General features: G+C 58.8%; 20 protein-coding genes. 10 read left to right on the top strand and 10 right to left on the bottom strand.

The genetic code is table 11. The features are described from left to right. Nucleotides 1-136: 136 nt before the first annotated feature. The 4 genes from ACVW0C_RS10345 to ACVW0C_RS10330 form a co-directional block, all read right to left on the bottom strand. A complete protein-coding gene (locus tag ACVW0C_RS10345) occupies nt 137-538 on the bottom strand; it encodes a SaoD/DsrE family protein (RefSeq protein ID WP_457385289.1) in 402 nt (133 codons plus the stop codon). 268 nt (nt 539-806) lie between these two features. Then, nucleotides 807-2,129, bottom strand: a complete 1,323-nt coding sequence (locus ACVW0C_RS10340; RefSeq protein WP_457385287.1) for a dihydroorotase — start codon at nt 2,127-2,129, stop codon at nt 807-809. A 101-nt stretch (nt 2,130-2,230) separates the two neighbouring features. Beyond that, nucleotides 2,231-3,424 carry an RNA-guided endonuclease InsQ/TnpB family protein gene (locus tag ACVW0C_RS10335; RefSeq protein WP_457385300.1) on the bottom strand — a complete coding sequence of 398 codons (1,194 nt, stop codon included), beginning with the start codon at nt 3,422-3,424 and terminating at the stop codon, nt 2,231-2,233. Between the two features lie 45 nt (nt 3,425-3,469). After that, nucleotides 3,470-3,967 carry a MarR family winged helix-turn-helix transcriptional regulator gene (locus ACVW0C_RS10330; protein ID WP_457385298.1) on the bottom strand — a complete coding sequence of 166 codons (498 nt, stop codon included), beginning with the start codon at nt 3,965-3,967 and terminating at the stop codon, nt 3,470-3,472. Between the two features lie 409 nt (nt 3,968-4,376). Here ACVW0C_RS10330 and ACVW0C_RS10325 point away from each other — a divergent pair, with 409 nt between their 5' ends. The 3 genes from ACVW0C_RS10325 to ACVW0C_RS10315 all read left to right on the top strand — a co-directional run bounded on the left by ACVW0C_RS10325 (nt 4,377) and on the right by ACVW0C_RS10315 (nt 7,248). Next, the gene (locus ACVW0C_RS10325) at nt 4,377-5,669 is read left to right on the top strand and encodes a D-alanyl-D-alanine carboxypeptidase (protein ID WP_457385285.1); all 1,293 of its coding nucleotides are present in this window, start codon (nt 4,377-4,379) and stop codon (nt 5,667-5,669) included. A gap of 197 nt (nt 5,670-5,866) precedes the next feature. Continuing rightward, a complete protein-coding gene (locus ACVW0C_RS10320) occupies nt 5,867-6,163 on the top strand; it encodes an IS630 transposase-related protein (RefSeq protein ID WP_083757663.1) in 297 nt (98 codons plus the stop codon). Between the two features lie 161 nt (nt 6,164-6,324). Next, on the top strand, nt 6,325-7,248 hold the full coding sequence (locus ACVW0C_RS10315; protein WP_457385283.1) for a fructosamine kinase family protein: 924 nt from the start codon (nt 6,325-6,327) through the stop codon (nt 7,246-7,248). Nucleotides 7,249-7,320: 72 nt separating this feature from the next. Here the strand turns inward: ACVW0C_RS10315 and glyS are convergent, their stop codons facing one another. Both glyS and ACVW0C_RS10305 read right to left on the bottom strand, forming a co-directional pair. Beyond that, nucleotides 7,321-9,513: a glycine--tRNA ligase subunit beta gene (gene glyS, locus ACVW0C_RS10310; RefSeq protein WP_457385296.1), complete on the bottom strand. Its 2,193-nt coding sequence runs from the start codon at nt 9,511-9,513 to the stop codon at nt 7,321-7,323. Nucleotides 9,514-9,995: 482 nt separating this feature from the next. Next, entirely contained in the window at nt 9,996-12,074 is a 2,079-nt protein-coding gene (locus ACVW0C_RS10305) for a cation:proton antiporter domain-containing protein (RefSeq protein WP_457385282.1), read from the bottom strand. A gap of 277 nt (nt 12,075-12,351) precedes the next feature. Here ACVW0C_RS10305 and ACVW0C_RS10300 point away from each other — a divergent pair, with 277 nt between their 5' ends. Beyond that, on the top strand, nt 12,352-14,001 hold the full coding sequence (locus tag ACVW0C_RS10300) for a serine/threonine protein kinase (RefSeq protein WP_457385280.1): 1,650 nt from the start codon (nt 12,352-12,354) through the stop codon (nt 13,999-14,001). A gap of 97 nt (nt 14,002-14,098) precedes the next feature. Here ACVW0C_RS10300 and ACVW0C_RS10295 read toward each other — a convergent pair whose 3' ends face one another. From ACVW0C_RS10295 to ACVW0C_RS10285, 3 genes are all read right to left on the bottom strand, one after another. Continuing rightward, on the bottom strand, nt 14,099-14,698 hold the full coding sequence (locus ACVW0C_RS10295; RefSeq protein WP_414407224.1) for a superoxide dismutase: 600 nt from the start codon (nt 14,696-14,698) through the stop codon (nt 14,099-14,101). 263 nt (nt 14,699-14,961) lie between these two features. Then, complete coding sequence (locus tag ACVW0C_RS10290; protein WP_414329401.1) at nt 14,962-15,342, bottom strand: hypothetical protein; 381 nt, start codon at nt 15,340-15,342, stop codon at nt 14,962-14,964. After that, nucleotides 15,339-17,327 (bottom strand): transglycosylase domain-containing protein, encoded by a 1,989-nt coding sequence (locus ACVW0C_RS10285; RefSeq protein ID WP_457385279.1) that lies wholly within the window; start codon nt 17,325-17,327, stop codon nt 15,339-15,341. Before ACVW0C_RS10285 ends, ACVW0C_RS10290 begins: the two co-directional genes overlap by 4 nt. A gap of 202 nt (nt 17,328-17,529) precedes the next feature. On the opposite strand from ACVW0C_RS10285, the gene tyrS reads away from it, so the two are divergent. Further along, entirely contained in the window at nt 17,530-18,771 is a 1,242-nt protein-coding gene (tyrS, locus tag ACVW0C_RS10280; protein ID WP_457385278.1) for a tyrosine--tRNA ligase, read from the top strand. A 39-nt stretch (nt 18,772-18,810) separates the two neighbouring features. On the opposite strand, the gene ACVW0C_RS10275 is transcribed toward tyrS, so the two are convergent. Beyond that, nucleotides 18,811-19,521, bottom strand: a complete 711-nt coding sequence (locus ACVW0C_RS10275) for a hypothetical protein (protein ID WP_414330718.1) — start codon at nt 19,519-19,521, stop codon at nt 18,811-18,813. Nucleotides 19,522-19,968: 447 nt separating this feature from the next. Between ACVW0C_RS10275 and ACVW0C_RS10270 the strand changes: the two genes are divergently transcribed. The 5 genes from ACVW0C_RS10270 (at nt 19,969) to ACVW0C_RS10250 (ending at nt 25,881) form a co-directional block, all read left to right on the top strand. Further along, nucleotides 19,969-21,027 (top strand): vWA domain-containing protein, encoded by a 1,059-nt coding sequence (locus ACVW0C_RS10270; protein ID WP_457385277.1) that lies wholly within the window; start codon nt 19,969-19,971, stop codon nt 21,025-21,027. A 158-nt stretch (nt 21,028-21,185) separates the two neighbouring features. Next, nucleotides 21,186-21,374 (top strand): hypothetical protein, encoded by a 189-nt coding sequence (locus ACVW0C_RS10265; RefSeq protein ID WP_457385275.1) that lies wholly within the window; start codon nt 21,186-21,188, stop codon nt 21,372-21,374. Between the two features lie 20 nt (nt 21,375-21,394). Then, entirely contained in the window at nt 21,395-22,012 is a 618-nt protein-coding gene (locus ACVW0C_RS10260; RefSeq protein ID WP_457385274.1) for a hypothetical protein, read from the top strand. Nucleotides 22,013-22,509: 497 nt separating this feature from the next. Further along, complete coding sequence (locus ACVW0C_RS10255) at nt 22,510-22,773, top strand: hypothetical protein (protein ID WP_457385272.1); 264 nt, start codon at nt 22,510-22,512, stop codon at nt 22,771-22,773. Between the two features lie 501 nt (nt 22,774-23,274). Next, nucleotides 23,275-25,881 carry a choice-of-anchor Q domain-containing protein gene (locus ACVW0C_RS10250; protein WP_457385270.1) on the top strand — a complete coding sequence of 869 codons (2,607 nt, stop codon included), beginning with the start codon at nt 23,275-23,277 and terminating at the stop codon, nt 25,879-25,881. Nucleotides 25,882-26,026: the final 145 nt, after the last annotated feature.

The following is a 26,026-nucleotide window of genomic DNA, read 5'->3' as shown; positions in this document are numbered from 1 at the left end:
GGAAAACGAGTTCCTGCCCGGCGACCGCATTTTGGTGGATGTAGCCAACGAGCGGTTGATCTTCCGCAAGATCGGCTCTCAGCCCAGCCAAGAGCCGCCGGCGGCTGTGGCCGTCAGCTAAGTCGGGGTCCTTCCGTCAAAGCGTAATCACTTGGTCAGGTGGGTTGTCTTTCAAGGCCTCGTAGAGGTCGGGGAAGCAGCCCACCTGCACGCCTTTGACCACGTTTTTAGGAACGCAGTAGCCCGGCTCCTTGCACCCACGTCCCTGGGCGTCGCACCACTTGGGTTCCCCTTCCGCCAGGTTGCGCTCCAGGGCGCACATGTCGCACATCATCAGAAAAATGTTTTGCGCTTCGGCAATCTTGGCTAGGCGCTCGCCGATGGGATCCCCCTGCCGCAAAACAAAGCAGTTGTCGTCGAAAAAGAACATGCCCACCACCTGCGCTCCATGCACCCCTGCTTCTAGCTGGGGCAGGATCATCTGGCCCAACTTATAGGTGCCGCAGCGAGGGTGAGTGAACACGTAGGCAACTTTCATGAGGCCCCCTTGCCGTTTTCAATTTTGATTATCAGTAATTATCATTTTCAGAGTAACACGAGTTTCTGGGCCAGAGTTGCCGGACCCAGCAGGCCGAGGTGTGTGGTGATCGGCAAACCAGCCTGAGACCGTTCCTGAGGCTTTTGCGCCATCCCGCCCTCAGGCCTGGCTTCTCTCCCACAAAGGGAGAGGGAAGCTAGGATAGGCTACTGCGCCACTTCTGTCCTGCTGCTATCGGAAGCCCTTGCGGGATAGCAGGGATCCCTGGCTAGCGCTGAAACTGAAGAGCCTTTCCCCGCACCGAGGGATCCACCTGGCCGTTTTGAAAGGCAATCTGTCCGCCCACGATCGTGACTAGGGGCCAGCCCACCAATTCCCAGCCCTCGAAGGGACTCCAGCCGCATTTGGTCAGCAGCTCTTCCCGCCGCACCGGTTTGGGTGTGTGGCGATCCACCAGCACCAGGTCGGCGTCGTAGCCCACCTGCAGCCGCCCTTTGTTGGGGATCCCGTAGAGGCGGGCCGGCGCCTCACACATCCACCGCACCACCTGCGCCAGCGTACAACGCCCCTGCTGGGCTGCCGTCAACATCAGAGGCAAAGCGGTTTCCACGCCGGGCATACCGGAAGGGGAGTGGGGATAGGGCTGAGCCTTTTCTTCCAAAGTATGAGGGGCATGGTCGGTGGCAATGCAATCCAGGATCCCGTCCTGCAGCCCCTGCCACAGTTGGGCCAGGTTAGCGGGATCCCGCAGGGGGGGGTTCATCTGGGCCAGGGATCCCAGCCGGGCGTAATCGGCGGTGCTGAGCAGTAGGTGTTGGGGGGTCACCTCTGCCGTCACCCAGGCCGGCTTGTGCTGGCGCAGCAGTTCCACCTCTAGGCCGGTGGAAAGGTGCAAAATGTGTAGGCGATGGCGGTAGCGGGTGGCCAAGTCCAAAGCCCGCCGTGAGGCGATCAGGGCCGATTCCTCGTCCTGAATTTGCGAGTGAACGGCTACATCTGTGCGTCCGGCGAACAGGGCCTTACGAGCTGTGATGCGAGACAGATCTTCGGCATGGACGGCAATTAAAAAGTTGGGATCCGTTTCCCCGAAAATCCGCTCCAGCGCCGCCTGATCATCCACCAACAGGGGCCCATGCATGGATCCCATGAAGATTTTGATGCCACAGGCTCCCTGCACCGTTTGCAACTCTTCTAAGTTATCGGCAGTGGCCCCGATGAAAAAGCCGTAATTGACCACACACTTGCTGCCTGCACGGGCCAACTTGTCATCCAGCGTCGCTTGGTCAATCGTCAGCGGGTCGGTGTTGGGCATCTCCAAAAAGCTGGTCACCCCGCCCCGGGCACAGGCCCAGGATCCCGTCTGCAGGTCTTCTTTGTGCTCTCGGCCCGGCTCGCGGAAGTGAACTTGCGGATCGATCACCCCCGGCATCAAGGTATGGCCCTCGGCGTCGATGACCTTGGCCACCCCTTCTGGCGAGAGGTTTTGGCCGATTTGGGCAATGCGCCCCTCCCGCACCAGCACATCCCCCCGCCAGGGATCCCCTTCCGGCACCAGCAGCTCAGCATTTCGGATCAGCAAATCTCCAGACAAAGCTCCGCCCTCCCCCAAAGGCGCTCTCAAGATAAAGACTATTGACTTGGCTCCGCCAGCACAGCCGCATCTGGATCCAGTAAACTACCCGGCTCCGACCGCTAAGCGGTACGGAGCGGGCTTTCAGTAGCCCTGAGCCTGCTCTGCTCTACCAGAGAACAAAACAAGCCCGAACCTCTAGGCTGGTTTACAGCAGCCCCCAAGAGCGCAATCATATTCGCACCATTCAAATCCGCATCCCCTTCCCATCCACAGTGCCCACACTTGAACGACTTGCCACTGCGATAGGATTGCGCAGGGTCGGGATGGATGTGCAAACACCGGTGGCAGGTCTGCGACGTGTAAGCAGGCGGAACAAGAATCAGAGAAACCCCTGCAACCCTCGCCTTGTATTCCAGAAATTGACGTAGTTGGTAGAACGCCCAACTGTTGGCCCTGCGCCGCTCGGCTTTGCTGCGGGGTTGTTGATTGACTCTTTTCCGGATCCCTGTCAGGTCTTCCAGAGCGATAGCGCTGTTGGTAGCTTTTGCCCTGGAGACAATAGCTTTGGAGATGCGATGATTGACCCACGTTTGAAAGCGTCTCTCCTTGCCAGACAGCCGTTGCAACAGTTCTCTGCATCTGCGCCGCGAACTGCGTGTGCCCTTACTGGCTTTGCGTTGGAGTGCCGCCCTCAGTCGGGAGTAGTGGTCTCGGACTTTGTTCAACTGCTGTCCATTCCAGTTGTCCCCCTCTGACGTATGGGCAATATCCGTCCTTCCCAAGTCCACCCCGATCACCTTGTCGGTATCTTGTTGCTTGGGTGGTTTTTTCTCTACGCAAATCTGGATGTAGTAGGAGCCGTCCTTCCGCTGGACTAGGGTGGCCGATTTGGGGTTAGAACCAGCCAGCATCCCACGCTGGTAGTTGCCAATGGCCAGTTCAAAGCGTTCTCTCCCTTCCACCGTGGTGAGCGACACCGTCCAGTCTTTTTGACGGAACGAAAAGATGCGAGCGTCGTAGGTAACAAAGCCGCTCTTAAACTCCTTGACGGGACGCTTTTTCTGCTTAGCCACTTTGCGGGAACCCGCTACCCGTCTGCACACCTGTTGAGCCAAGTTACTGGACAAGCCAAACCGGGCTCGAATCTCGTAGTAGCAAAGGGATTGCAGCTTGACCGCGTTGACGATCTTCTCCGGCGTGTTCTGGTTGACCCAGTTCAATGCCTGCACAAAGACATCCATCGTCGCGTCCAATTTGGCGGCTTGTGACGGGAACGCCTTGAGCTTACAGGATATGGTCAGGACTTGGCTCATAAGTTCATTGTACTTCATCAAAGCGCATTCCTTCCGGCAGTGACCCTACGGGTACAGTGCGGGGCTCCTGCGATTTCTAGCTGACAGATGGGCGATCAGCCGATCCACCAACCGCGAGAGGGTTGCCTGTTCTTCTGGGCTGAGACAGCCGTAGGTTTGCTCCCGCAACTGCCAAATCAGAGGGGGTAAAACGTCTTTCAGCTCCTCCCCCGCAGGTGTGAGGTAGACCCGCCAAATCCGCCGATCCTCAGGATCTCGCTGCCGCCGGATCAGCTCCCGTTTTTCCATGCCATCCAACACCCCGGTCATGGTGCCCCCCAACTGCTGCAAGCGCTCACAAATAGTGGAAGTAGGGATCCCGTCTTCTTCCCAAAGGCAGCAGAGCACCACCCAATGGGAGATGGTTAGGCCAAAAGGCTCTAAATAGGACTGGAACTTCCGCCGCACCAATTGAGACAACAGCCGAATGCGGTAGCCCAGGGAGTTGGGGGCGAGAATGTCATTCCACCGTTCTAGGAAAGCCTGCTTTTCCGATTGAACCATCTCCCCGGTTTGACTGTTTCCCATCGGCGGCCTGGAATGCTCGGAGTCTAAATCGCCCTATTTTATCTTTTACTCAGGAGAGAAGGAGCTTGCGATCCGTTCTGCACGAGTGTATGAGCCATCTCCCACCCTCTCCAGTACAGCCTAGCCCTTGCACAGCCAACGGACGATCTGCAGCCATTGCCGTTGCAAAGGATATCCATCAGGCAACACAGCATTTTCTGGCTTCGCATCAGGCTACAGCCGACTGGGATCCCTGACAAGCAAAAGATGGGCTTGCCTTGGCCGGAGTCGATAACGCTGGAAAAGGCTGGCACAGAGATTTGCCAAGGCAGTTCGGATGGCACTAGAGTAGCGTCAAGTCTTTTGCCAGCCCGTTGTCCTTTGCAAGTGTCTTTGTGAGGTCATCATGCCGCTTATCCCACAGGGGTTGCGCCCCCATCGTCGTCTCCTCTGGGCAGGGATCCCGTTAGCTGGTGCTTTGGCCTTGGGGGCCTGCTGGAGCAACCCCACAGGTGCTGAAGTCGAGTCTCCCACATTGACTCAGAATCCCTTCCCCCCCATCCCCACTCCACCGCCGCCGCTGCCTTCCCCAAGTGGGACGCCGGGCCTTCCCCCTTGGTGGCCCCGCGCCCAATCGCCGCAGTGGGAAGATTCTCCTTACGCTTCGGTCTTGTCCGGCTTTTTGCAAGGATTGGCGGCCCAAGGGGGAGCGCTCTCTCAACAGGGGATCCTGCTCTGGACGCCGGAAGGGGAGCTGTTGGCGGAGCATGGGCTGGATCGACCTTTGCCGGTGGGAGCCTTGGATCAGTTGGCCATCAGCTTGATGGCCCTGGAGACTTGGGGTTACGAGCATCGCTTTGAGACCCGCTTCTACACCACAGGCCATCGGTTGGGCCATCGCTTGACGGGAGATTTGATCCTGGTGGGTGGCGGGGATCCCTATTTCACGGAAGCGAATGTGGCAGAGCTGGCCCGCCATTTGCATAGCCTCAACATTCGCCAGATCGACGGGGATGTGAAGGTGTTGCCCCCCTTCCGTTTGCTGGGCCAACCCGATCCTTTGGGCGGCGCTCAGCGTTTGGCAGAACTCCTCAGCAATACTCAACAACCCCATCCGGTTGTCATTCGCGGCTCGGTGTCAGTCCTAACAGCCCTCCCCGCGGACGCCCACTGCCTGGCCAGCTACACCTCGCTACGGCTGGGATCCCTGTTGCAGATCCTCAATGGCAGCAACGACCGAGCCATGGCAGAAGCCCTGTTGGCGGAACTGGGGGGCGAAACAGCCCTGCTGGAGTACCTGCGGCAGCGGTTGGTGGCTCAGCCCATTTCCCGCCTGGATTCCCAAATGGCCCCCGCCGAGCAAGACATTCGCCTGGGGCAAAGAGGGCGAGCGCTGTACCTTTCCCCCCGCGCCCTAGCTCATCTCTGGGAACACCTGGTAGATTTCACAGATGGGGATCCGACTCGGATCTTGCCCAGAGCGGGCACTGGCCACAGCACCCTGCGGGCGCGCACCTTGCCCCCAGGCACGGCTGCTCAGGTGGGATCCGCTGCGGATCGGCTGATGACGATGGGGCAGCTGCCGAATGGCATCCACTTTGTCCTGCTCAACCAAGGTCCTGACCTGGGCATTTTGCGCCAGCAACAGGATCAGTTTCTGCAGGATGTGGTGGCCATTTCTGAGCCTCTCCGCTGCTAATGCTGACCTCAATTCGAACTTAATTTGAGATACAGCTCTCCCCCCACTTTCCCCATAGGAGGCGGAAGCTCAAGACCCCAGAGCCCCACAGGTTAGGAACAGGGTCAATTCATTTAAGAATGAGACGGCCCTGCAGCTAAGAAGGCATGGAGGTAGACCTCAGGAGGAAGCTTAGACCTGAGAGAGAGTCATAGGGTATGTCCAGGAAGGGAGCAGTTGCACGGATGAACAAGGTTAGTCGTGCAACAGTTTATCGCTGGCTGAACCGAGAAGACCTGAGGCCGACAACAGTCAAGACCCGCAAGCGCAAGATAGACTCGGCTGCCCTGCAGCAAGACGGAGACCAGTACCCAGAAGCTCGACTGAAGGATAGAGCCCGGTCTGGCGTCCAACCCGTCCTGCCAGCGGGACGGAGTCCTCGCGCTATTGACTGTGCTCTTGAGAATGAGAAGGTGAAAGTAGCACAAAAAAAGAGTTATGGTCATTTCAATTAAACCAGGAGACTGCGCCCACACCTAAAACTTTGAATGCACGGGGCCATAGGGCTTTTCTCAATGGCCCAGGCAATGGCTCAGGCGTCTCACCCTAACCTGAAATGACTACCCGAAATGACCATAAGTACCTGTTTTTCTCCGACAATTGACTTTTGCTGCTGATGCAAACTCTTTGGCAGACCATCGCCCAGCACCTTTCAGAAGCAACAGGGGATCCCATCCAGCCCCTGCAGTATCGTTCTGTGGGCGGGGGCAGCATCAACGCCACCTATCGGTTTTCTTGCGCTTCCCAAAACCCTCTTGCAGAAGGGGCAAGAGACTACTTTGTCAAATTGGCCCGTGGGGGAGAAAGAGCGCTGGAGATGTTTGCAGCGGAAGCTGCGGGCTTGCGAACCCTGGCGGCTGCCCAGGCCATTCGCGTACCTCAGCCCATTGTCTGGGGATCCGTAGGAGAGCAGGCCTACTTGGTGCTGGAATACCTGGAGCTAACCTCGCCCCGTCCGCACACTGCGGGTTTGTTGGGATCCCAGTTGGCCCAGTTGCACCGCACCCTATCCCCCAACGGCAGCTACGGCTGGGAGCGCGACAACACCATCGGCTCTACGCCTCAGATCAACAGTTGGCGGCAGAATTGGCCGGATTTTTATCGGGAACAGCGGCTGCTCTACCAGGTGAAATTGGCTTGCCAACAGGGGTATCGCGGCACGTGGGTGGCCCAAGCCGAACGGGTAATGGCGGAGCTGGAAGCCTTTTTTCAGGACTACAGGCCAGAACCCGCTCTGTTGCATGGAGATCTGTGGGGCGGCAACTACGGGGCCTTGCCCGATGGATCCCCGGTGATTTTCGATCCGGCCACCTACTACGGGGATCGAGAGACGGATCTGGCGATGACAGAATTGTTTGGGGGCTTTCCAGCCGAGTTCTATCGGGCTTATCAGCAGGCCTACCCCTTGGACGAGGGGTATCCCCACCGCAAGCCCCTCTACCAGCTCTACCACTGGCTCAACCATCTCAACCTGTTTGGAGAGGGCTACCTAGGCTCGGTGCAGCGGGCTTTGCAGCAATGTCTGCGCTTCCTTGGATAATAGGTTGCATGTCCATTCCCAAGCTCCCGAGGGGCCGGGAGTGAGGGTTCCAAGCGTGTCTGGATTGGCCAGCTAGGAGGTCTTCTCCGGCGACGACTCCCCTGCCATAACCACAGCCCCCATGTCCCCCAACAGGCGGGACTGATTGCGCAATACCCCCAGCAAATTAAGCCGGTTGGCCCGCCGACCAGGATCCGGATCCATCACCAGAACGGCTTCAAAAAACTGGGCTACCTGAGGGGCTGCCGCTTGCAGAGCTTCCACCAAGGGAACAAAATCTCCCCGTAAGGCCGGCTCCACCCCCAGACGATAGATTTTCTGGCAAGCCTCGTACAACTCCCTTTCTGCCGCCTCCTGCAACTGACCGGGATCCACGGCGGCTGCCGGATCCACCACGGCGTAGTCCAAATCCCCTTGGGCTGCCAGGCGGGCACAGCGATTGAGGGTGGGATAGAGATCCGCCAATTCCCCGGTGGCCCGCAGGTGTTGCAGGTACTCCGCCCGCAGCAAAGTCAAGGGCAGGTTGCCCAGGGCCCGCAAGGTGAGCTCGGCCTTCTGGGGATCCTCGGTTTTGACGGACTCTGGATCCCCCACCACAGCCCTGACCAAGTCGTAATCAATCCGTTTTTCCTCCTGCAAAAGGGTCTGTATCCGTTGGGCCAAAAACTCCTGCAAGGCTCGCAAGGTGTGGACATCGCCAAAGGCATAGTCCTGCACCACGCTCTGCAACAGCAAGTTGAAGTCAAAAGTCCAGCCGGCATCCCAGGCAACCAGCACCAGGCTGTTGGCGGCCCGCCGCAGGGCAAAGCGATCCGAGGAACCGCTGGGGATCCGCCCCAAGCGAAACATGCCCACTAAGGTATCCAGGCGATCCGCCCAGCCCACCACCCGCCCGGTCAAGGAATTGGGCAAAGCGTCCCCCGCTCCCAAAGGCCAGTAGTGTTGCTCAATCCCCTCGGCTACCGCCTCCGGTTCCCCATCCTGCCGAGCGTAGTCGGCCCCCATGATCCCCTGCAGCTCCGGGAATTCGTACACCATTTGGGTAACTAGATCCGCTTTGCACAGTTGGGCGGTGCGCTCCACCAGCGCTTGTTCCTGGGCATCCAAGTTCAAGGCAGCGGCAATGAGGCGGCTGATGTGGCGGATGCGCTCCACCTTGTCCCGCATGGAGCCCAGCCCTTCGGCAAAAGTAACCGCCTGCAGGCGTTCCACCCGCTGCGCCAAGGGGATCCGCCGATCCTCCTCGTAGAAAAAGCGGGCATCCGCCAGGCGCGCCCGCACCACACGGCTGTTGCCTGCCCCGATCCGCTCCGATTGCCGGGGGTCGCCGTTGGAGATGGTGATGAAATAGGGCAGCAATTTTCTGGGATCCCGGCCATCCCGTACTGGGAAGTAGCGCTGGTGAGTGATCATCACCGTCTCGATCACCGCAGGGGGCAAGCGCAAAAACTCTGGCTCAAAGCGCCCCAAAACCGCCGTCGGCCACTCCACCAAGTGCACCACCTCCCGCAGCAAAGGAGCAGGGATCTGGGCTTCCCCATTCACTTGCCTGGCCAGCTTGGTCACCTCAGCCTGAATGTATGCCTCTCGCGCTGTTGGATCGGGGCTGACCCCCGCCTCTTGCATTTGCTGAACGTAGCTCTCGGCCCGCTCCAGGACAACCTGCTGGGATCCCAAAACGCGGTGCCCCCGGCTCACCCGCCCCGCCACCAAGCCCGGCATGGAATTGTCCTCGTGGGTCGGCAGCAGCAAAGGCAGCACCTGATCATCCCAAAGGGAGACCAGCCAGCGGATGGGGCGCGGAAACTTCAGATCCCCGCAGGCCCAGCGCATCAGCCGTTCACCACTCAAGTTGGTAATCCAGGCGGGTGCCAGTTCCTGGAGCACAGCTGCTGTTGGCCGGCCTCGCACCCGCTGCACCGCAAACACAAAGGAGCCCTTGCCCACTTGCCGGATTTCCAGGCTGCCGGGATCCACCCCTTGTTTTTGGGCAAATTTTTCCCCGGCAGGGGTGAGCTGGCCATCTTGGTAGGCGACCTGAACCGGCGGCCCCTTCACCTCCAAAGTGCGATCCGGCTGCTGGGTGGGCAACCCCTGCAACAGAACCGCCAGGCGGCGCGGCGTACCGAAAAGCTGCATCTGCTCCGCTTGCAGATGAGCCTCCGCCAAAGAGGCCGGGATCCCGGTTCGCCACTGCTCTAGGGCCGAATCCACAAAACTGGCCGGGAGTTCCTCACAGCCGACTTCCAGCAAATAGGCAACCATACTGATACATTTACGCTGAACACTGCTGAACATCACTGTTCAACTATGCAGCGATAGCATTCTGTTTGTTTCCATTCGCGTTAGCGGGACGGAGTCCAAACAGAATGGCGGTATCCCGCAAAGCTTTGAGTAGAATACCCAAAGCGCAGTTTCCGTGTCGTCTTACTACCAATTTTCTGCTTTGCTTTGGCTACCATGTTGGCAGACTCGAAAGTAAACAGAAAGATCAGCTGGTAGTAATCCGTACTGAACATATTATACATCATTTTCAGTATAGTTGAGCTTATTATTGACTAGAGTCATGCTCCTGTGCTCCGTAGGGTACCATCCCCACTTCCTCAATCAACATAGTCTATGGCTCTGGGCCTCCCTTCTGGCTCACGACTGCTCCGAACCTAGGGTATCCCAGTTTACCAGGGGAGCCGGGGCGTCGTTGAGACAAGAGCTCCAGTCCGCCAGACAACACCCCAATGCCATCCCTGTCAAGTGGGCTCTGCGGCCGCCAGAACCCCATCTCCTTGGCGCAAGGGATGAGCTGAATCCCGCGGCAAATGCACCACGATGATGGGAAGGCTGGGTCGGTTGCGGGCGATGGTCTCCGGCTCTCGGCCCAGACGCGACCGGTTGCCGGTTTCGCTGGGAACCAATACCAACACATCTCCTGGCTGCAGCGCTTTGAAGGCTTCCGCCACCACCCCCCCCTGCACCCGCTGAACCGGCAAGTGGGCATAGCTTTCTGCCGGCAAGGCTGGGGAGCTTTTCCGCCCAGGTCGGGTTTGCACCAGCAGGATCTGCAAACCTGCTTTCAATTCGCCGGCCAGCGTTTGCGCCAGCCCAATGGTCTGCTGCAGGGATCCGGGAGAGACCTCCAGCTCCGGTGCAACCAAGAGGATGCGGCGCGCCGTCTCGATGGGTACCGGAAACCGCGTAATCAAGACTGGGATCCCCACCTGCCGCACCACCGCGTCAATGATGCTGCCGAAAAAGTTCTCCGCATAGGTGGAGTAGCCCTTCCAGCCCAGGATCACCAAGGTTGCCTGCCGTTCCGCCGCCGAGCGAATGATCCCTTTTTCCACCGAGTCATCCACCCGCCGAATCGGCTCCACTCGGGTCACGGCGCTGTGGGCCAGAGCTTCTGCAAAGGTCAACAACTGCTCCTGCCGGGCCAGGGCTGCCGGCGAGATCCCGGCGCGGTCAGACAAAACATGCAGCGGCAGCAGCGTTCCCCCATCTTTTTTGGCCAAAATCAACGCCAACTGCAGCAGGTTGCTTTCGGTATCCGGGTTGGCCACCGGCACCAAGACGCGAGCTCCCCAATCCGGCTTGGGCAATTCGGTGGACTCTGCCGCCACTTCGGCTGGCTGCATTTGCTCTCCCCAGCGGGCCACAATCCAAGGCGAGGCAACACAGGTCACGAGGATCATGGCAATGATGCCGTTCACCGTCAGCTCATCCACCAACTCCACCTGAAAAGCCACCGTGATCGCCGCCAGGGTAGCCGCCGCCTGAGCCATCGACAAACCGAACATGATCATCGTGCTGGCAAAGCGCCAGCCAAACAATTGGGCCGGGATCCAAGCGGCCAGAAACTTGCTCACCACCTCCGCTGCAATCATCACTCCGCCCACCAGCAGCGTGCGCGGCTCCCCCAAGAGAATGCCGGGATTGATCAGCATCCCCACCGAGATCAAGAAGAAAGGCACAAACAGGGTGTTGCCGATAAACTGAATCCGGTTCATCAGGGGGCTGAGAGGCGGGATGATAGGGGTGATGGCCGTCCCGGCCAGAAAGGCTCCCACCACCGGCTCAATGCCAATTAACCCTGCTCCATAGGCCACCACAAACAAAGTGGCGATCACGAAAGTAAACTCTGCTCCCTCGTCGTGACCAAAGCGTTGAAAGAACCAACTGCCCAGCTTAGGCACCCCCCACAGGGTGGCAAACGTGTAGAGGGCAATGGAAGGGATCAACGTCAGCCAAAATTGCAGCGACAGCTCCCCTTGATGGGCGCGCACCACCACCGCCAACACCAACAAAGCCAGGACATTGGTGATGAGGGTGGCCCCCAAGGTAGCCGTTACCGTCTGCAGACGCATCAGGCCCAACTTGGAGACGATCGGCAGGCCGATCAGGGTATGGGAGGCAAAACAAGAGGCCACCAGCACCGCCGCCAGAAAGCCATACCCAATGGCCAACATGGCTGCTGTGCCGATGAGCATGGGCAACAGAAAGGTGAGCGCCCCGAAGAGGGTGGCCTTCCCGGCATTGAGCTTCAAATCTTCCAGACTGGTCTCCAGCCCCGCCATGAACATGAGAAACAACAGCCCCACTGTGCCCAGCAGGATGATGGTCTCGTCCCGCCGCAAGATGCCCAAGCCGTAGGGCCCCACCACCAGCCCAGCCAAGATTAACCCGATGATCCCCGGCAGGCGCAGCCGCTCAAACAGCAAGGGAGCCACCAGCATGATGGTCAGGATGATCAAAAACACCAGCACCGGATTCTCAACAGGGCCAATCATGGCTAGAGGGATCCCCGAAATTTGCAGCCAGTTAGCCAGCATAAATCACCCGACAGACAGCTAATGAACAGACCCGGCAAAGCGCCCGCATGAGTCTATCAGATCCCTCCAGATCCAAGTAGCTCTCGATGCCCCACAGACTTTGTCCGGCCTTCAATTACTGGCAGGGCGTTTAATAAGTATTCAAAAGTAAGTACATCAGACACATTAAGACACATTAAGCAGTGAAAACAGCTTGGCAGTAGTGCCCAGAGAAAGGCGGGAGAAACCCCCGAGAAACACGCATTAGAATCAGAGGGTACATGCTCTTGGGCTGCCCATGAACCAGCTTGCTCCTGGAAAAGTGATCGGCCAGCGCTATCAACTGGTTCACAGCATTGCAGCAGGTGGCATGGGGCAGGTGTTCAAGGCTGTCGATACGCGCCTGTTCAACCGTCCGGTGGCGGTCAAGCTGTTGCACCAAAACTTAGCAGGCGATGACAACACCCGACGCCAGTTGCACAAACGTTTTCAGCAGGAAATTCGCATCAGCACGCTGCTGGGGGAGCACCCTGCCATTGTCAAGGTATTGGACTATGGCCTAGAGAACGACCAACCTTACCTGGTGATGGAATACCTGACGGGGCGCAGTTTGGGGGAGCTAATGCTCAAGCAGCCGGTGCTGCCGCCTCAACAGGTGGTGAGGATGGCCCGCCAAGTATGCGCCGGTCTCTATTACGCCCACAACCTAGAGACCGAGCAGGATGGCCATCTCATCAAGGGGGTGATCCATCGCGACATCAAACCCAGCAACCTCTTCGTCCTGAAAGATGAAACCCTGGGGGAAACCGTCAAAATCTTGGATTTCGGCATTGCTAAGCTCCTCAGCGAGGTTTCCCTTGCCCTCGGCACCCAGACCACCGGCTTTTTGGGTACGGTGCGCTACGCCTCTCCCGAACAGCTGCGCGGGGAAGCCTTGGATGCCCGCTCGGATATCTACTCGTTTGGCGTGGTGCTCTACCGCATGTTGACCGGGCAACACCCCCTCCAGCCGAAGAGCGATTCTTTCCCCGGCTGGTACGAGGCCCACAATTACCAGCAGCCCCAACCCTTCAATCGCGCAAATTTGCCCTATGAAATTCCGCTGCAGCTGGAACAGGTGGTGCTCTCCTGTCTGGCCAAAGATCCCGACCGGCGGCCCCAAGATATGAAGGTTCTCAGCGCCCAATTGGAGGGATCCCTGCACTCCCAGAGCGCTGCCAGCTCTTCCCTCGCGCCCCCCCCAACCGCACCCATCTTCTCCGAGCGCACCCTGGCGGCGGTGGATGCAGGGCAGTCGGGCACACACCTGCTCAGTACCCAGGCAGAGCCCGAGGCCAAGCCGTTTCCCCTCTGGGCTGGGATAGCCCTTTTTGTTGTCATTGCGGGGAGCACCTTCTGGGGCCTGCGTCTGCTGTTGGATCCGGGCCCAGGCAGCGAAAGACCGCCTGCTGCCCCCGAACGCCCCCTTCCAGTCGGCGGTGCAGAGCACCCTGAGCGGGATCCCTCAGCCACTCCTGAACCTCTGCTGGACTGGCTGCTACGGGATCCGGAGGGCAAACCGGTGTTTGAGGATGATCCCGCCCCAGATCTGGGAATGGGTGAGTCCGCAAGCGAGCCCACACCCAGGCCAGCGGCAACTCCAGAGGCAGTGTCCTCTACCCCTCAGCCCCCTGCTCCAACTCAGCAGGTGTCACCTCCTCCTCCAGCCCCTGCTGTGCCTCCACCCCGACCGGTTGCAGTGCCCACACCCCCTCCCCCTGCTCCACCTTCTCCAGCCCCTGTCCCAGCCAAACCTCTCCCGCCGCAGCCCATCAACCAACCCCTGTTCCCCCAGATGAACCGGGTTGCTCCAACTCCTGCTCCCCTTGCAGCCCCTCCAACCCAACCCCCTACCCCCGGCTTTCTGGAGCGGTTGCGCGAGGAGCGAGAACGCTTGGGGAAAGACTAGGCGCAAAAAAGGGATCCCCAAGGATCCCTTCGCAAACAGAGACATAGGGCTAGTCTTCGATGGGATCCCCCGTCAGAGGATCCCAGAACAGGTAGAGTCAGGCGGCAGCCAGCCGGGCATTGGCAGCATCCCAGTTCACCAGGTGCTCCAGGTAGGCATTGATGAAGTCAGGCCGCCGGTTTTGGTAATCCAGGTAGTAGGCGTGCTCCCACACATCCAAAGTGAGCAGGGGCGTTTGGCCGTAAACCAGGGGGTTTTCGGCATTGGGGGTTTTGGTAACCTTCAGCGTGCCGTTGTCCAGCACCAGCCAGGCCCAACCGCTGCCAAATTGGGTGGCGGCTGCCGTCTTGAAGGCTTCTGCAAACTTGTCATAGCCGCCAAAGTCGGCGTTGATCTTGTCGGCAATAGGCCCGGTAGGCGCACCTCCCCCGCCTGGCTTCATGGATTCCCAGAAAAAGGTGTGATTCCAAACTTGGGCAGCATTGTTGAAGATACCCGCTTTGTTGGGATCCCCAAAGGTGGCCTTGATGATTTCTTCCAGAGACTTGTTGGCCAGATCGGTGCCCTCGATGAGCTTGTTCAGGTTGGCTACGTAGGCCGCGTGGTGCTTGCCGTGGTGGTAGGAGAAGGTTTCTGCCGACATGTAGGGCTTCAGCGCGTCGGCAGGATAGGGCAGAGCCGGGAGTTCAAAAGCCATAATCGTCTGTCCTCTGTGTCTTGTGCAAGGAATGCAAGAAAGAACGCGGCGAAGGGTCAGGATAACCAGAAAAAGGCGTTACCTTTCTTTGCAGTCTTAGTGTAACTCAGAATCAGTACGCGCTGGGATCCCTTGGACACCTCGATTCCGGTTGGAACCCTGCTCGACCCCAGAGAGGTGGAATCGCGGCTGTCTCAGCGCAATTGCCGATAACCACTTGTTGGCCAGCGGTCGGAAAAGCGAGATGTCCCAGCTACAGAGGGCTAACGGGATCCCTCCCGCAACAGCTCGATCAGCAGGGGAGCGACATCCCTGAGCAGGGGGATCAAAACAGCCGTGATGGCGGCAATGGTAACCACATTGCGGGTGAAGTTGAGGGTATCGCGGCTGAGCTGGAAAAACCGCTCGTCCCAGCGTTTGACCTCGGCCTCCAGACGTTCTTCGGCGCCAGCAATGCGTTCCTCGGCTTTGGCAATGCGTTCCTCGGCTTTGGCAATGCGTTCCTCGGCTCTGGCAATGCGCTCCTCGGTGCCGGCAATGGTTTGCATCAGCTCTTGGTTTTGCCGGGCCAGTTGGGCGATGGCCTGAGCGTTGGCCTCGACAGTGCGCTCGATGCGCGCCAGCCGCTCCTCGCTGTAGGTCATGGTCGGGGAGGGGGAAATTGATGCGGGCTGGGGAAGTCCTGAGGTGGGATCCCTTGCAGAGCCTCAGTCATAAAGCGCTTCCAGGTGGGGGCAACAAAGGCCCCGCCGGCGGTGCCGGGCAGCATGGGGGAGTTGTTGTCGTTGCCAATCCAAATGGCGGTAGACAGTTGCGGCACATAGCCGATGAACCAAGCGTCGCGGAAATCAGAGGTGGTGCCGGTTTTGCCGGCTACAGGTCGCCCATCGTCCAGACGAGCTGCCCTCCCGGTGCCTTGGGTCACCACCCCTTTGAGGATTTGGTTGAGCGTAGCCACCGCCCAGGGATCCAAAACCCGCTGCGGCTGAGGCCTGGCCTCGAAGAGGATTTGGCCGTTGCGATCCACCACCTGGGCCAAGAGGGTCGGCTCCACCCGATATCCGCCATTGGCAAAGACCGCATAGCTGGCCGCCATCTCCAGGGGGCTGACGCTGGCCGAGCCCAGAGCTGTAGCCAAGTTGGGAAACATCTCGGCACTGATGCCGGTGGCCTGAGCCGCTGCGATGACGTTGCGGATCCCAACATCATCGGCCAACTTGACCGTGGGCACGTTGCGGGAGAGCTCCAAAGCCCGAGCAAAGGTGAGGGAGCCATAGAAGGTGTTGTCGTAGTTTTTCGGGCTGTAGGGTGGCGAGCCGGGATAGGTGACGGGGGTATCTTCCAAGATGCTGCCGGGTGAATAGCGCCCGCTGGCCAGAGCCGCGTAGTACACATAGGGCTTAAAGGTGGATCCCGTTTGGCGAAACGCCTGGGTGGCGCGGTTAAATTGGCCCCGCTGAGCGTTGATCCCGCCCACAATGGCTTTCACATAGCCGGTACGGGGATCCACTGCCGCCAAAGCCATTTGATCGGCACGACGAGCTGCCCCAATGCGGGGGCCATCTTCGTTGACAATGCGCTGGGCAAGGCGCTGCAGACGCAGATCGATGGTGGACTGAACCCGCAGCCCTCCCTGCATCAGAGCTTGTTCCCCATAGCGGCGCCGCAGCTCCGCCTCAATGGCGTCGGTGACCGCCGGAGCATTGCTTTGAAAGGAGGTAATGCGGCCTAAGGTCAGCTTTTGCTCCCGCGCCGCCTGGGCTTCCTCGGGGGTAATCCACTTCAGCTCCACCAGACGATCCAGCACCAGGTGTTGCCGCCGTTTGGCTCCCTCCAGGTTGCGAAAGGGGCTGAGGGTTTCCGGGGCCGGCAGGATCCCAGCCAACATCGCCGCTTCAGCCAAGTTCAGTTCAGACGCATCCTTGTTGAAGTAGCTGCGGGCCGCCGCCTGGATGCCGTAGAGATTGTGCCCCCAGTACACCTGGTTGAGGTACATCTCCAGGATCTCGTCTTTGCTGAAGACTTGCTCTAGACGCACCGCCAACACGATCTCGGCGACTTTACGGCTGAGGGTACGCTCCGGCCTCAAAAACAGGTTCTTGACCAACTGCATTGTCAGGGTGGATCCCCCCCCCGCCGAGCCTATACCCCCCTCCACACTGCCTAGGATCGCCCGGCCCAAGCTGACCGGATTAATGCCTGGATGGGTGTAAAAGTGGCTGTCTTCAATGGCCAGCAAGGCCTTTTTCATTTCCGGTGAGACCTGTTCAAGGGAGATCACTTCCCGGTTGGCCTCCCCGTGTAGGTTGGCAATGGGCTCGCCCCGAATATCGACAATGTGGGTGGTGGCAATGGGCACGTAATCCCGCAATTGATGCACGTCCGGCAAGTTGCGGAAGCTAATGGCCAGCCCCACCAATCCGGCAGCCGTCGCCGTGGATCCCAAGAGCAGGGATCCCAGCAACAGATTGCCCACCACACCGGCAACCTGGGCGATCCGGGAGGGGCGGGTGGGTGGGGTATAGTCGGCATGCTCGTCAAACCCCGATCCGGAAAAAGGGGAATTGGAGACACGCTCCAACCCCGGCTTTCTCGCCCGGCGGGCCAATGGTCTGCGACCGTAGGTCACGTCAAAAACCCTGTCACGTCCGTGTTGCAAAGCAACAACAAGCCAGACCCATTATAGGGCGGCGTCTATTGGGGCAGCAGGATGGCCAACCCTGCCCATCGACAACTCCAACCGGGCTAGGGGGAGAAGATCTTGAGTTGAGAATCGAGCATCTTTTGCGTGGGCTTAAAATGGCTCATGGGTTCAGCCGGAGGAGCAGGATTTGAGTTTATCGTCAGCCTCAGTTTCGCCAACGTACCGGGATCCGTTGATAGCCCAAATTGTTGAGCGGGGGGTGGCCGAGATCTTTCCAGGAGGAGCTGCTGCCCTGGCGGAGCGCTTGGCGCAAGCGGATCGTCCCCTGCGGGTGAAGCTGGGCATCGATCCCACCCGACCGGATCTACACCTGGGCCATTCAGTGGTGTTGCGCAAGTTGCGCCAGTTCCAGGATGCGGGCCATGTGGCTATTTTGCTCATCGGGGACTTCACAGCGCTGGTCGGGGATCCCACTGGCCAATCGGAGGCCCGTCCCCGCCTCACCCCGGCAGAAGTGGAGGAAAACGCCCGCACCTATCTGGAGCAAGCCGGCAAGATTTTGGATTTTGAGACCCCCAGTCGGCTGGAGGTGCGCCGCAACAGCGAGTGGCTGGCCCGCCTGACTCTCAGTGAGCTGATCGAACTCCAGGCCCAGATGACGGTGGGGCAGATGCTGGCCAAAGAAGACTTTGCCCAGCGCTACCGAGCTGGAACGCCAATTTATCTGCACGAATTTCTCTATCCCCTCCTGCAGGGCTACGACTCGGTGGCTCTGGCAGCCGACGTAGAACTGGGGGGAACCGACCAGCGCTTTAACCTGCTCACCGGGCGAGATCTGCAAATCTGGAAGGGCCAAGCGCCGCAGTTCTGCGTGACGGTGCCGCTTTTGGAGGGGTTGGACGGGTACCAGAAAATGTCCAAGTCCAAAAACAACTACGTGGGGCTGACTGAGGATCCCCTCACCATGTACTCCAAGCTGGAGAAGGTGCCGGATCACCTGGTGGAGCGCTACTTTGAGTTGCTCACCTCAGTGCCCCTTGCCGAGCTGCCGCAGGATCCCCGCCAGCGGCAGATCCTCCTAGCCAAGACCCTAGTGGCCCAGTTTCACTCCCCTGCAGCGGCAGAAGAGGCCCAGCGCACCGCCCAAGCCCTGGTGCTAGACGGTATTCTTGCCGAAACGGGATCCATCCCCACCTTTGCCATCGATGGGTTGTCTTACCCTGTTAAACTCAGCTACATCCTGCGTGAGTGTGGCCTGTGCAAGAGTGCCGCCGAGGCCCGTCGGCAGATTCAAGGGGGCGCCGTGCGGCTGGATGGGCAAAAGGTGGAGGATCCCGACCTGGAGTTTGCCCATGCCTCGGAGCTGGCCGGGCGGATTTTGCAGGTGGGCAAAAAGGCCTTTCGTCGGCTAGTGAAAGGCGCAGATTAGTCTTCTCCTCTCCCTGTGGGAAAGGGGTGAGGGGATCCATCAACGGGCAGGCTTGAAGCCGAGTCCGGTTTTTTTCTGCCTGGTCTTGGCTGGGGGATCGGACAGAGGAGAAGCTGACGAAGTTGGCGGGAAAACGGGCTCCGGTTTGGGCCGGATCGAGCCCGCCTCGGCTACTGCCTCAGAGAGCTTTTGCCGCACCAGCTCCTGAGTCTCCAAAATGTTGGGATCCGCCGCCCATTCCGGGGCCTCTCGAACGGGATCATCCTCGGAGGTGAACTCCAGGTCGTAGGTCTCGGCGCGGTAATCGAGGCTGAAGCATTCCCAAGCCCGCAGACTGTAAAAATAGGGGAACAAACGCACAATGCGCTCAATATCCAGGTGCGCAGCAAAGCGACGAAAAGCCTCTTCTTCAGACACCGGAAAAGGGGCGTAATGTTCTGAAACAAACCACCGCAAGAATTTCCGCGCCTCTGGGATGATCTGCTGGGCAGGCAGGGATCCCAGCACCGCTGCGTTGAAGCAGTTGACCAACAGGTGCTCCAGCATTACCGCGTTGTACTCGGCAAAGCAGGTTTGCTCGCGGCTTTCCACCGGCTGCCAGGGCATGTTGCCGTTGGCGGCAATGAGCAGGTGAACCAGGTCATGGGAGGGGTTGGTTTGGATGTAGCCGTGCCCCTCCAACTTGGCGCCATCGCAGCTAAAGAGCTGGTGTTGGGGGCTCCAATAGAACTTGAGTTGCTTTGCCGCCATGTTCAGTTCTCCTCCTCACCCAGGGGATCCTTTTAGAGCTTACACCTGCACTGATGAGCTGCTATGAACTATAGGCCACGGAGGAGAGCGCCGGCTTATTTGACAATTGGTCAGCGAGAACGCTTGCCACAAGTGGCAAAACAAAGGGGTCTTTATCTCGAAGCAATTCTCGGAGCAGACAGGCTTTAGCCGCCCTACTAGGCTCAAAGCTGAGACCCGCTGTGCTCGCATTGTGAAAAAAGATGAACTCGAGATCCTCTAACTGCAGTAAAAATCTTTACGCCTACACCAAGTGCTACAGTAGCTTTCGGAATTACTGGGTGGTATTGTAACTCCCTACTTTCATGCCACCCCACTATGCTTGCACTGGCAGCTGCAATGGCTGTAAAAATACAGCCCGGTCAAGTAAAAAGCCAAAAAGCTGGTTGGCTGCTTCTCCTGGTGCTCGTGGGAAGCTGCCTTGTCGGCTGTGGCTCTTCCGGCGGTACAGGCATTGAGCCGTCGGCTGTGGGATCCCAAGCTCGCCTGACGTTCAATGGGGCTCTGACCCGCTCCTTTTCTGGCACACAAGGGGAAATGGAGTTCAACATCGCCCTCCTGCAAGGCGGGGATCCACCCCAACCAATAACCCAGCTCTCTGCCAGTCAGGTCAGCCTGCAGGTAAACCGGGTAACCGACTTGCTAGGGATCCCGCAGCCGGTAACCTTGACCCTGACACCCACCCGGATCGAGAACCCCCCGCCGGATCTGGCTCAGCGGCCTTTGCTCATGGCAGTGCTGATGGATGGCTCAGGCAGCTTGCTGGTTTTGGATCCCCAATCTCGGCGCTTCCTGGCTGTTTTTCGGCTCTTGGATCAATTTCGCCCTGCACCCCTGGATCTGGGCGCCATTCTGCGCTTTGACAACCGGGGAGCAGGCTTTGGCGTTACAGCCCTGGGGCAGCCTCTGCGCACGGCTCAGCTGTTGCAAGACTTCACCGGCGACAGAGAGCTGCTGAGACGAGGGGTTTTGCGTGCTGTTCCCGGAGGGAACACCGCCCTTTACGATGCCACGGTAGAAGCCGGGCGTTTCTTGAGCGACTTTCGGCCCACCGAGCGTTTCAACCGCCGCTTGGTGGTATTCACCGATGGGATTGACAACGAAAGCACCCGCTCCATCAACCAAGCTACTCAGGAGCTGACAACTTTGGCCAGAGAGCGAGGACAAAAACTCACCGTGTATGTGGTTGGGTTGGGGGTCGATTTGAATCTTCTGGAGTTACAGCGTCTGGCTGCAGCTACTGAGGGGACTTTTGTGCTGGCACGGTTTTCTGAAGGGCTGGAAGCTCCCTTTGCCAACTTATTCCCTGCTGCTATTGGGGAGCACCGCCTGCAAATGAGGGTGCAAAGCAATGTTCCGCTATCTGCTGGTTCTTATCTTCTCAGTGGCGAGCTGAGAGTTGAGAGAGAAGGCAGCCGTTTTGTGGCGCCATTCAGCGACGCTGTTCTCACGGTGGGATCCCGCTAGAGTCATTCCGCAGGCTGACAACATCCCTAATCGAGAGCGAGGCGATAAGCAAATGTTTCGACGACTCGGTATACCCAGAAGATTTTGGCAACCGGCTGCGCTTGTCCTGGCGGCAGTGCTTACAGGTTCCCTAACGGTTTTCCTGAAAGGTTGCGGTGGTGGTACCTCCAGCAGCCCCTCGACCGTGGGGTCGCCGCCAAGGGATCCCGGCTCTGGCTCTACCTCTGCCATTTTGGGGTTGGTGGTGGATCCCTTTGCTCAGCTTTGCCCTTCAGGCTCAACAGCCGCCCTTTGTTCGGGAGGGCCGCTCTTTTCAAGAGGCAATAAGGTTGAGTTGTTCAACCTAAGCTCAAGAGGGGACATTTTGTTGCCTGCCTTGTCAACCACTGCCTTGGAGGGCAACTTGCGGTTCACCATCCCCTTTTCCGGATCGATTATTCAACCGCCGGGGAAATTGGTATCGGTTCAGTCCAACCTATTGGGCCAAGGGCGTCAGTCCGGCCAGTCTATACCCCTGCGGGGATTTGTTTTCAGTGCTGCTGTGGATGTTTCCCCTTGGAGTGAAGCCCTTTATCGCATCTTGCTGCGGGAGCGGGATAGAGTACCTTTCTCCAACTTAGCTCCCCCCGAAGTTAGGGATCTGGAGAATATTCTGTTTGTCAGCGTACCTCTTTCCAGAACAGCCCGAGACCTGGAGGAAATCATTACGGACATTATTCGACAAGCGGATCAACTTAGTTTTAATCAGCTTCGCTTTGTGGAAGATCTCATTCGCGTTTGCTATGCCCCAGAAGGTAATCAATCGGATCAGCCCTGCCGCCTCCGCATTCCGGTACCCCTACCGCCGGCACCTACGCCGACTCCATTTGTGCCTGCTCCTGAAACTCCCGCTCTTCCCACCATCATCACCAACAGAGCTGTGGTTCGTTCAGTATCGGGCTCGTTGCTCTTTAGCAACACGGTTTCGGTGAGGGTAGATAACTGATGGCTGCCTCGTTTTAGTCAAGTTTGGTCAAGATGGTTTTGTGTTCTTAGAGAACGCGCTGAGAGAGCCGAGAAGTGTTGAATGCTGACCTCAAAACCGTCTTCATTTCGTCCTGGTCAACTGGAAAGATTGCTTTGCTTTTTTAGTCGCAGCTTGGGCACCGTTTCCACAGCCCTGCTAATGGTTCTCTTGGGGGTAGAGCAAGCTAGCTTCCTCCGACACCCACACCCACCCCGACGCCCACGCCCACTCCAACACCCACACCCACCCCGACACCGACGCCCACACTCACTCCGACGCCCACACCCAGCCCAGCACCTCCCCCAGGCGAAGGGATCCGACTGGTCAAGCGGATTACCGCTCTCAACGGAACTCCTATCCCCGAATTCTTCGACGAGCCCACCGACCCCAACGACAACCCAGGGATCCCTTGGCCAGGCGGAGCCAGCACCTTCCTGCAGGGGGCCATCAACCTGCCGGTGCGCCCAGGAGCGCGGGTGCAGTTTGCCATCTACTTCCTGCTGGACTCGCCCGCTTCCACCTTTGTGGTGTGTGATCCCCTGGCGCCTGGCTTGCAGTATGTGCCGGGCAGCCTGTCGGTGAGCACAGGGGGAGGGGGAGCCTTCATTCCGCCGGGTGGGGCCGTGCCGCCTGCTTGTGGGGGCATCAGCAACCCCAACGGTGTGGTGGTGGTGAATGTGGGGGGAGGCAGTTCTGGCTCAGCCGGTGTCGTCCGCTTCGAGGTCACTGTTCCCAGGTAAAAGCCATTCCACCGTTGCTCCTCAACTGGGAGCAGCCTCTCATCCCGAGGTGAGGCCATGCCTTATCGGCTGGCGGAAGGGAAGTGGGAGTGGAATGGGAAATCCACTGCAGCCGGCGGTAGATTTAGGGAGAGGAGATCCATGATATGAGGGTGGCTGATTGCCAAGGCCCTCTCCCTGTCTATGGCTTGTTGCCGCAGGTGAGCAGGTGTGGATCCTCTTACTAGGCCATCTTGATTGACAGAGAGGCAAGGTGTGGGCAAATACAGCTCTAGGTTCGTATTGCCTTTGTTGGCGAGTATAGCAGCAGCAGGTTTGCAATTGCCTTCGCCGGCACAGACTACGATCTACGTCACCACCTCAACGGATGCTATAGCCGCTGATGACCTCTGCTCTCTGCGGGAGGCCGTGATAGCCGCAAACACCGATTCAGCAGTGGATGGGTGTCCTGCGGGCTCAGGTGCGGACACGATTGTGCTGTTGGAAGGGAGGACCTATACCTTGTCGAAAGACGACGATGGGTCGGGACATCAAACTGACTTTGGAGCGGACAACGACGATTTGGACATTACCAGCACCATCACCATTCAAGGCAACGGGGCGACGATCCAGCGAGATACTTCGATAGCATGCGATCTAGACGGTAGTGCAGCCAAAGGCGAGTTTCGCATTTTCCATGTCAGCAGCGGAGGCAAGCTCAATCTACAAGGTGTAGAGATCAAAAGTGGCTGTGCGGATGGAGCCAATCCTCCAAATCCAAATCCAAATACTGCAAATACTGCCGGTGGCGGTGTTTTTGTGGAGGTCGGCGGTCAGCTTGCAGTCTCCAATGTTCAGATCTCCAATAATGGGGCTTTTTCTTTCGGGGGCGGCATCTACAACCTGGGCACAGTAACCATTGACGCAGCGGGCATTTCCGACAACGGTGCCGGCCAGGAGGGAGGCGGCATCTACAACGGCGGCGGCGGCAAGGTAACGGTTACCAACGCCGGCATTGTCAACAATGGTGCTGGCAAAGAAGGGGGCGGCATCTACAACCTGGGCACAGTAACCATTGACGCAGCGGGCATTTCCGACAACCGTGCCGGCCAGGAGGGAGGCGGCATCTACAACGGCAGCGGCGGCAAGGTAACAATTACCAACACTGGCATTTCCAACAATAGCGTTGGTGACAAAGGGGGCGGCATCTACAACCTGGGCACAGTAACCATTGACGCAGCGGGCATTGCCAACAATGGTGCTGGCAAAGAAGGGGGCGGCATCTACAACGGCAGCGGCGGCACGGTAACGGTTACCAACGCCGGCATTGTCAACAATGGTGTTGGCCAAAGAGGGGGCGGCATCTACAACCTGGGCACAGTAACCATTGACGCAGCGGGCATTTCCGGCAACGGTGCCGACCAGGAGGGAGGTGGCATCTACAACGGCAGCGGCGGCAAGGTAACAATTACCAACACTGGCATTTCCAACAATGGCGTTGGTGACAAAGGGGGCGGCATCTACAACGGCAGCGGCGGCACGATAACGGTTACCAACGCCGGCATTGTCAACAATGGTGCTGGCAAGGAAGGGGGCGGCATCTACAACGGCAGCGGCGGCACGGTAACGGTTACCAACGCCGGCATTGTCAACAATGGTGCTGGCAAGGAAGGGGGCGGCATCTACAATTTAGGCACGACAAACATCAGCAAAACAGGGATCTCCGGCAATAACGTTAGTGAAAAAGGGGGTGGCATTTACAACGGCAACGGCGGCAAGGTAACCCTCAACGCCAGCGAGATCTCCTTCAACAACGCCAGCAAGATCCCCTTCAACAATGTCAACCAGGAAGGGGGAGGGATCTATGTTTCCAGCAGCAGTACAGTAAACATTACCAACAGCACCCTATCAGGAAATAGTGCTGGCACAAAAGGCGGTGGCATTTACAATCTCGGCACCAGCAGTCTAAGCTTTGTAACAATTGCATCGAACTCAGCTTCAGAAGGTGGAGGTATTTTCAACGGCGCCACAGCCAACCTCAGAAACTCAATCGTAGCAAACAGTACAAGCGGAGGTAATTGTTCCAACGCTGGCACTCTCACCCCCAGCGGGGCGAATCTCGACACCGATGGAAGCTGCCCAGGACTTACGGCTGTGACCTCAGCAGCTTTGAACCTTGGGCCACTGGCCAACAATGGTGGGCCGACCCAGACCCATGCCCTTCTGGCAGGCAGTGTAGCCATCGACGCTGTGCCAGCCGGGCAGTGTACCGACCTGAACAGTAGCCCTGTCAACCAGGATCAGCGGGGTTTTTCCCGACCTGCTGGAGTTCGGTGTGATGTAGGAGCATATGAGGAGCAAGCTCCGCCCACCCCCACCCCAACACCGACGCCAACACCCACACCCACCCCGACGCCCACGCCTACGCCGACGCCCACCCCAACACCGACACCCACACTCACTCCGACGCCCACGCCCACCCCAACACCGACACCCACACTCACTCCGACGCCCACGCCCACTCCAACACCCACCCCCACACCCACGCCCACACTCACTCCGACGCCCACACCGACTCCGACACCCACACCCACTCCAACACCCACACCGACTCCAACACCCACACCCACCCCGACGCCCACGCCCACTCCAACACCCACCCCCACACCCACGCCCAGCCCGGCACCTCCCCCAGGCGAAGGGATCCGACTGGTCAAGCGGATCAGCGCCCTCAATGGCCTCTCCATTCCCGAATTCTTCGACGAGCCCACCGACCCCAACGACAACCCAGGGATCCCTTGGCCAGGCGGAGCCAGCACCTTCCTGCAGGGGGCCATCAACCTGCCGGTGCGCCCAGGAGCGCGGGTGCAGTTTGCCATCTACTTCCTGCTGGACTCGCCTGCTTCCACCTTTGTGGTGTGCGACCCCTTGGCAGCGGGTTTGCGGTACGTGCCGGGCAGCCTGTCGGTGAGCACAGGGGGAGGGGGAGCCTTCATTCCGCCGGGTGGGGCCGTGCCGCCTGCTTGTGGGGGCATCAGCAACCCCAACGGTGTGGTGGTGGTGAATGTGGGGGGAGGCAGTTCTGGCTCAGCCGGTGTCATCCGTTTCGAGGTCACCGTTCCTAGGTAGGAGAGCCGTGTAGTCGTGCCCTCTGAGAACTCCGTCTTTGCTATCGCGGTTGCAAAAGCGTTGCGTAGCGATAACGGCTTTCCCCCAGGTGGAGTGAGCCAGTCGTGGAGATATCTATCGAGGTTTGACAGCGCTTGCCGCCTGT

The sequence above is a fragment of the Thermostichus sp. OS-CIW-26 genome, assembly GCF_054058395.1.
Note: the sequence above shows the minus strand (reverse complement) of the source record. Positions and strands in the feature narration are given on the sequence as shown.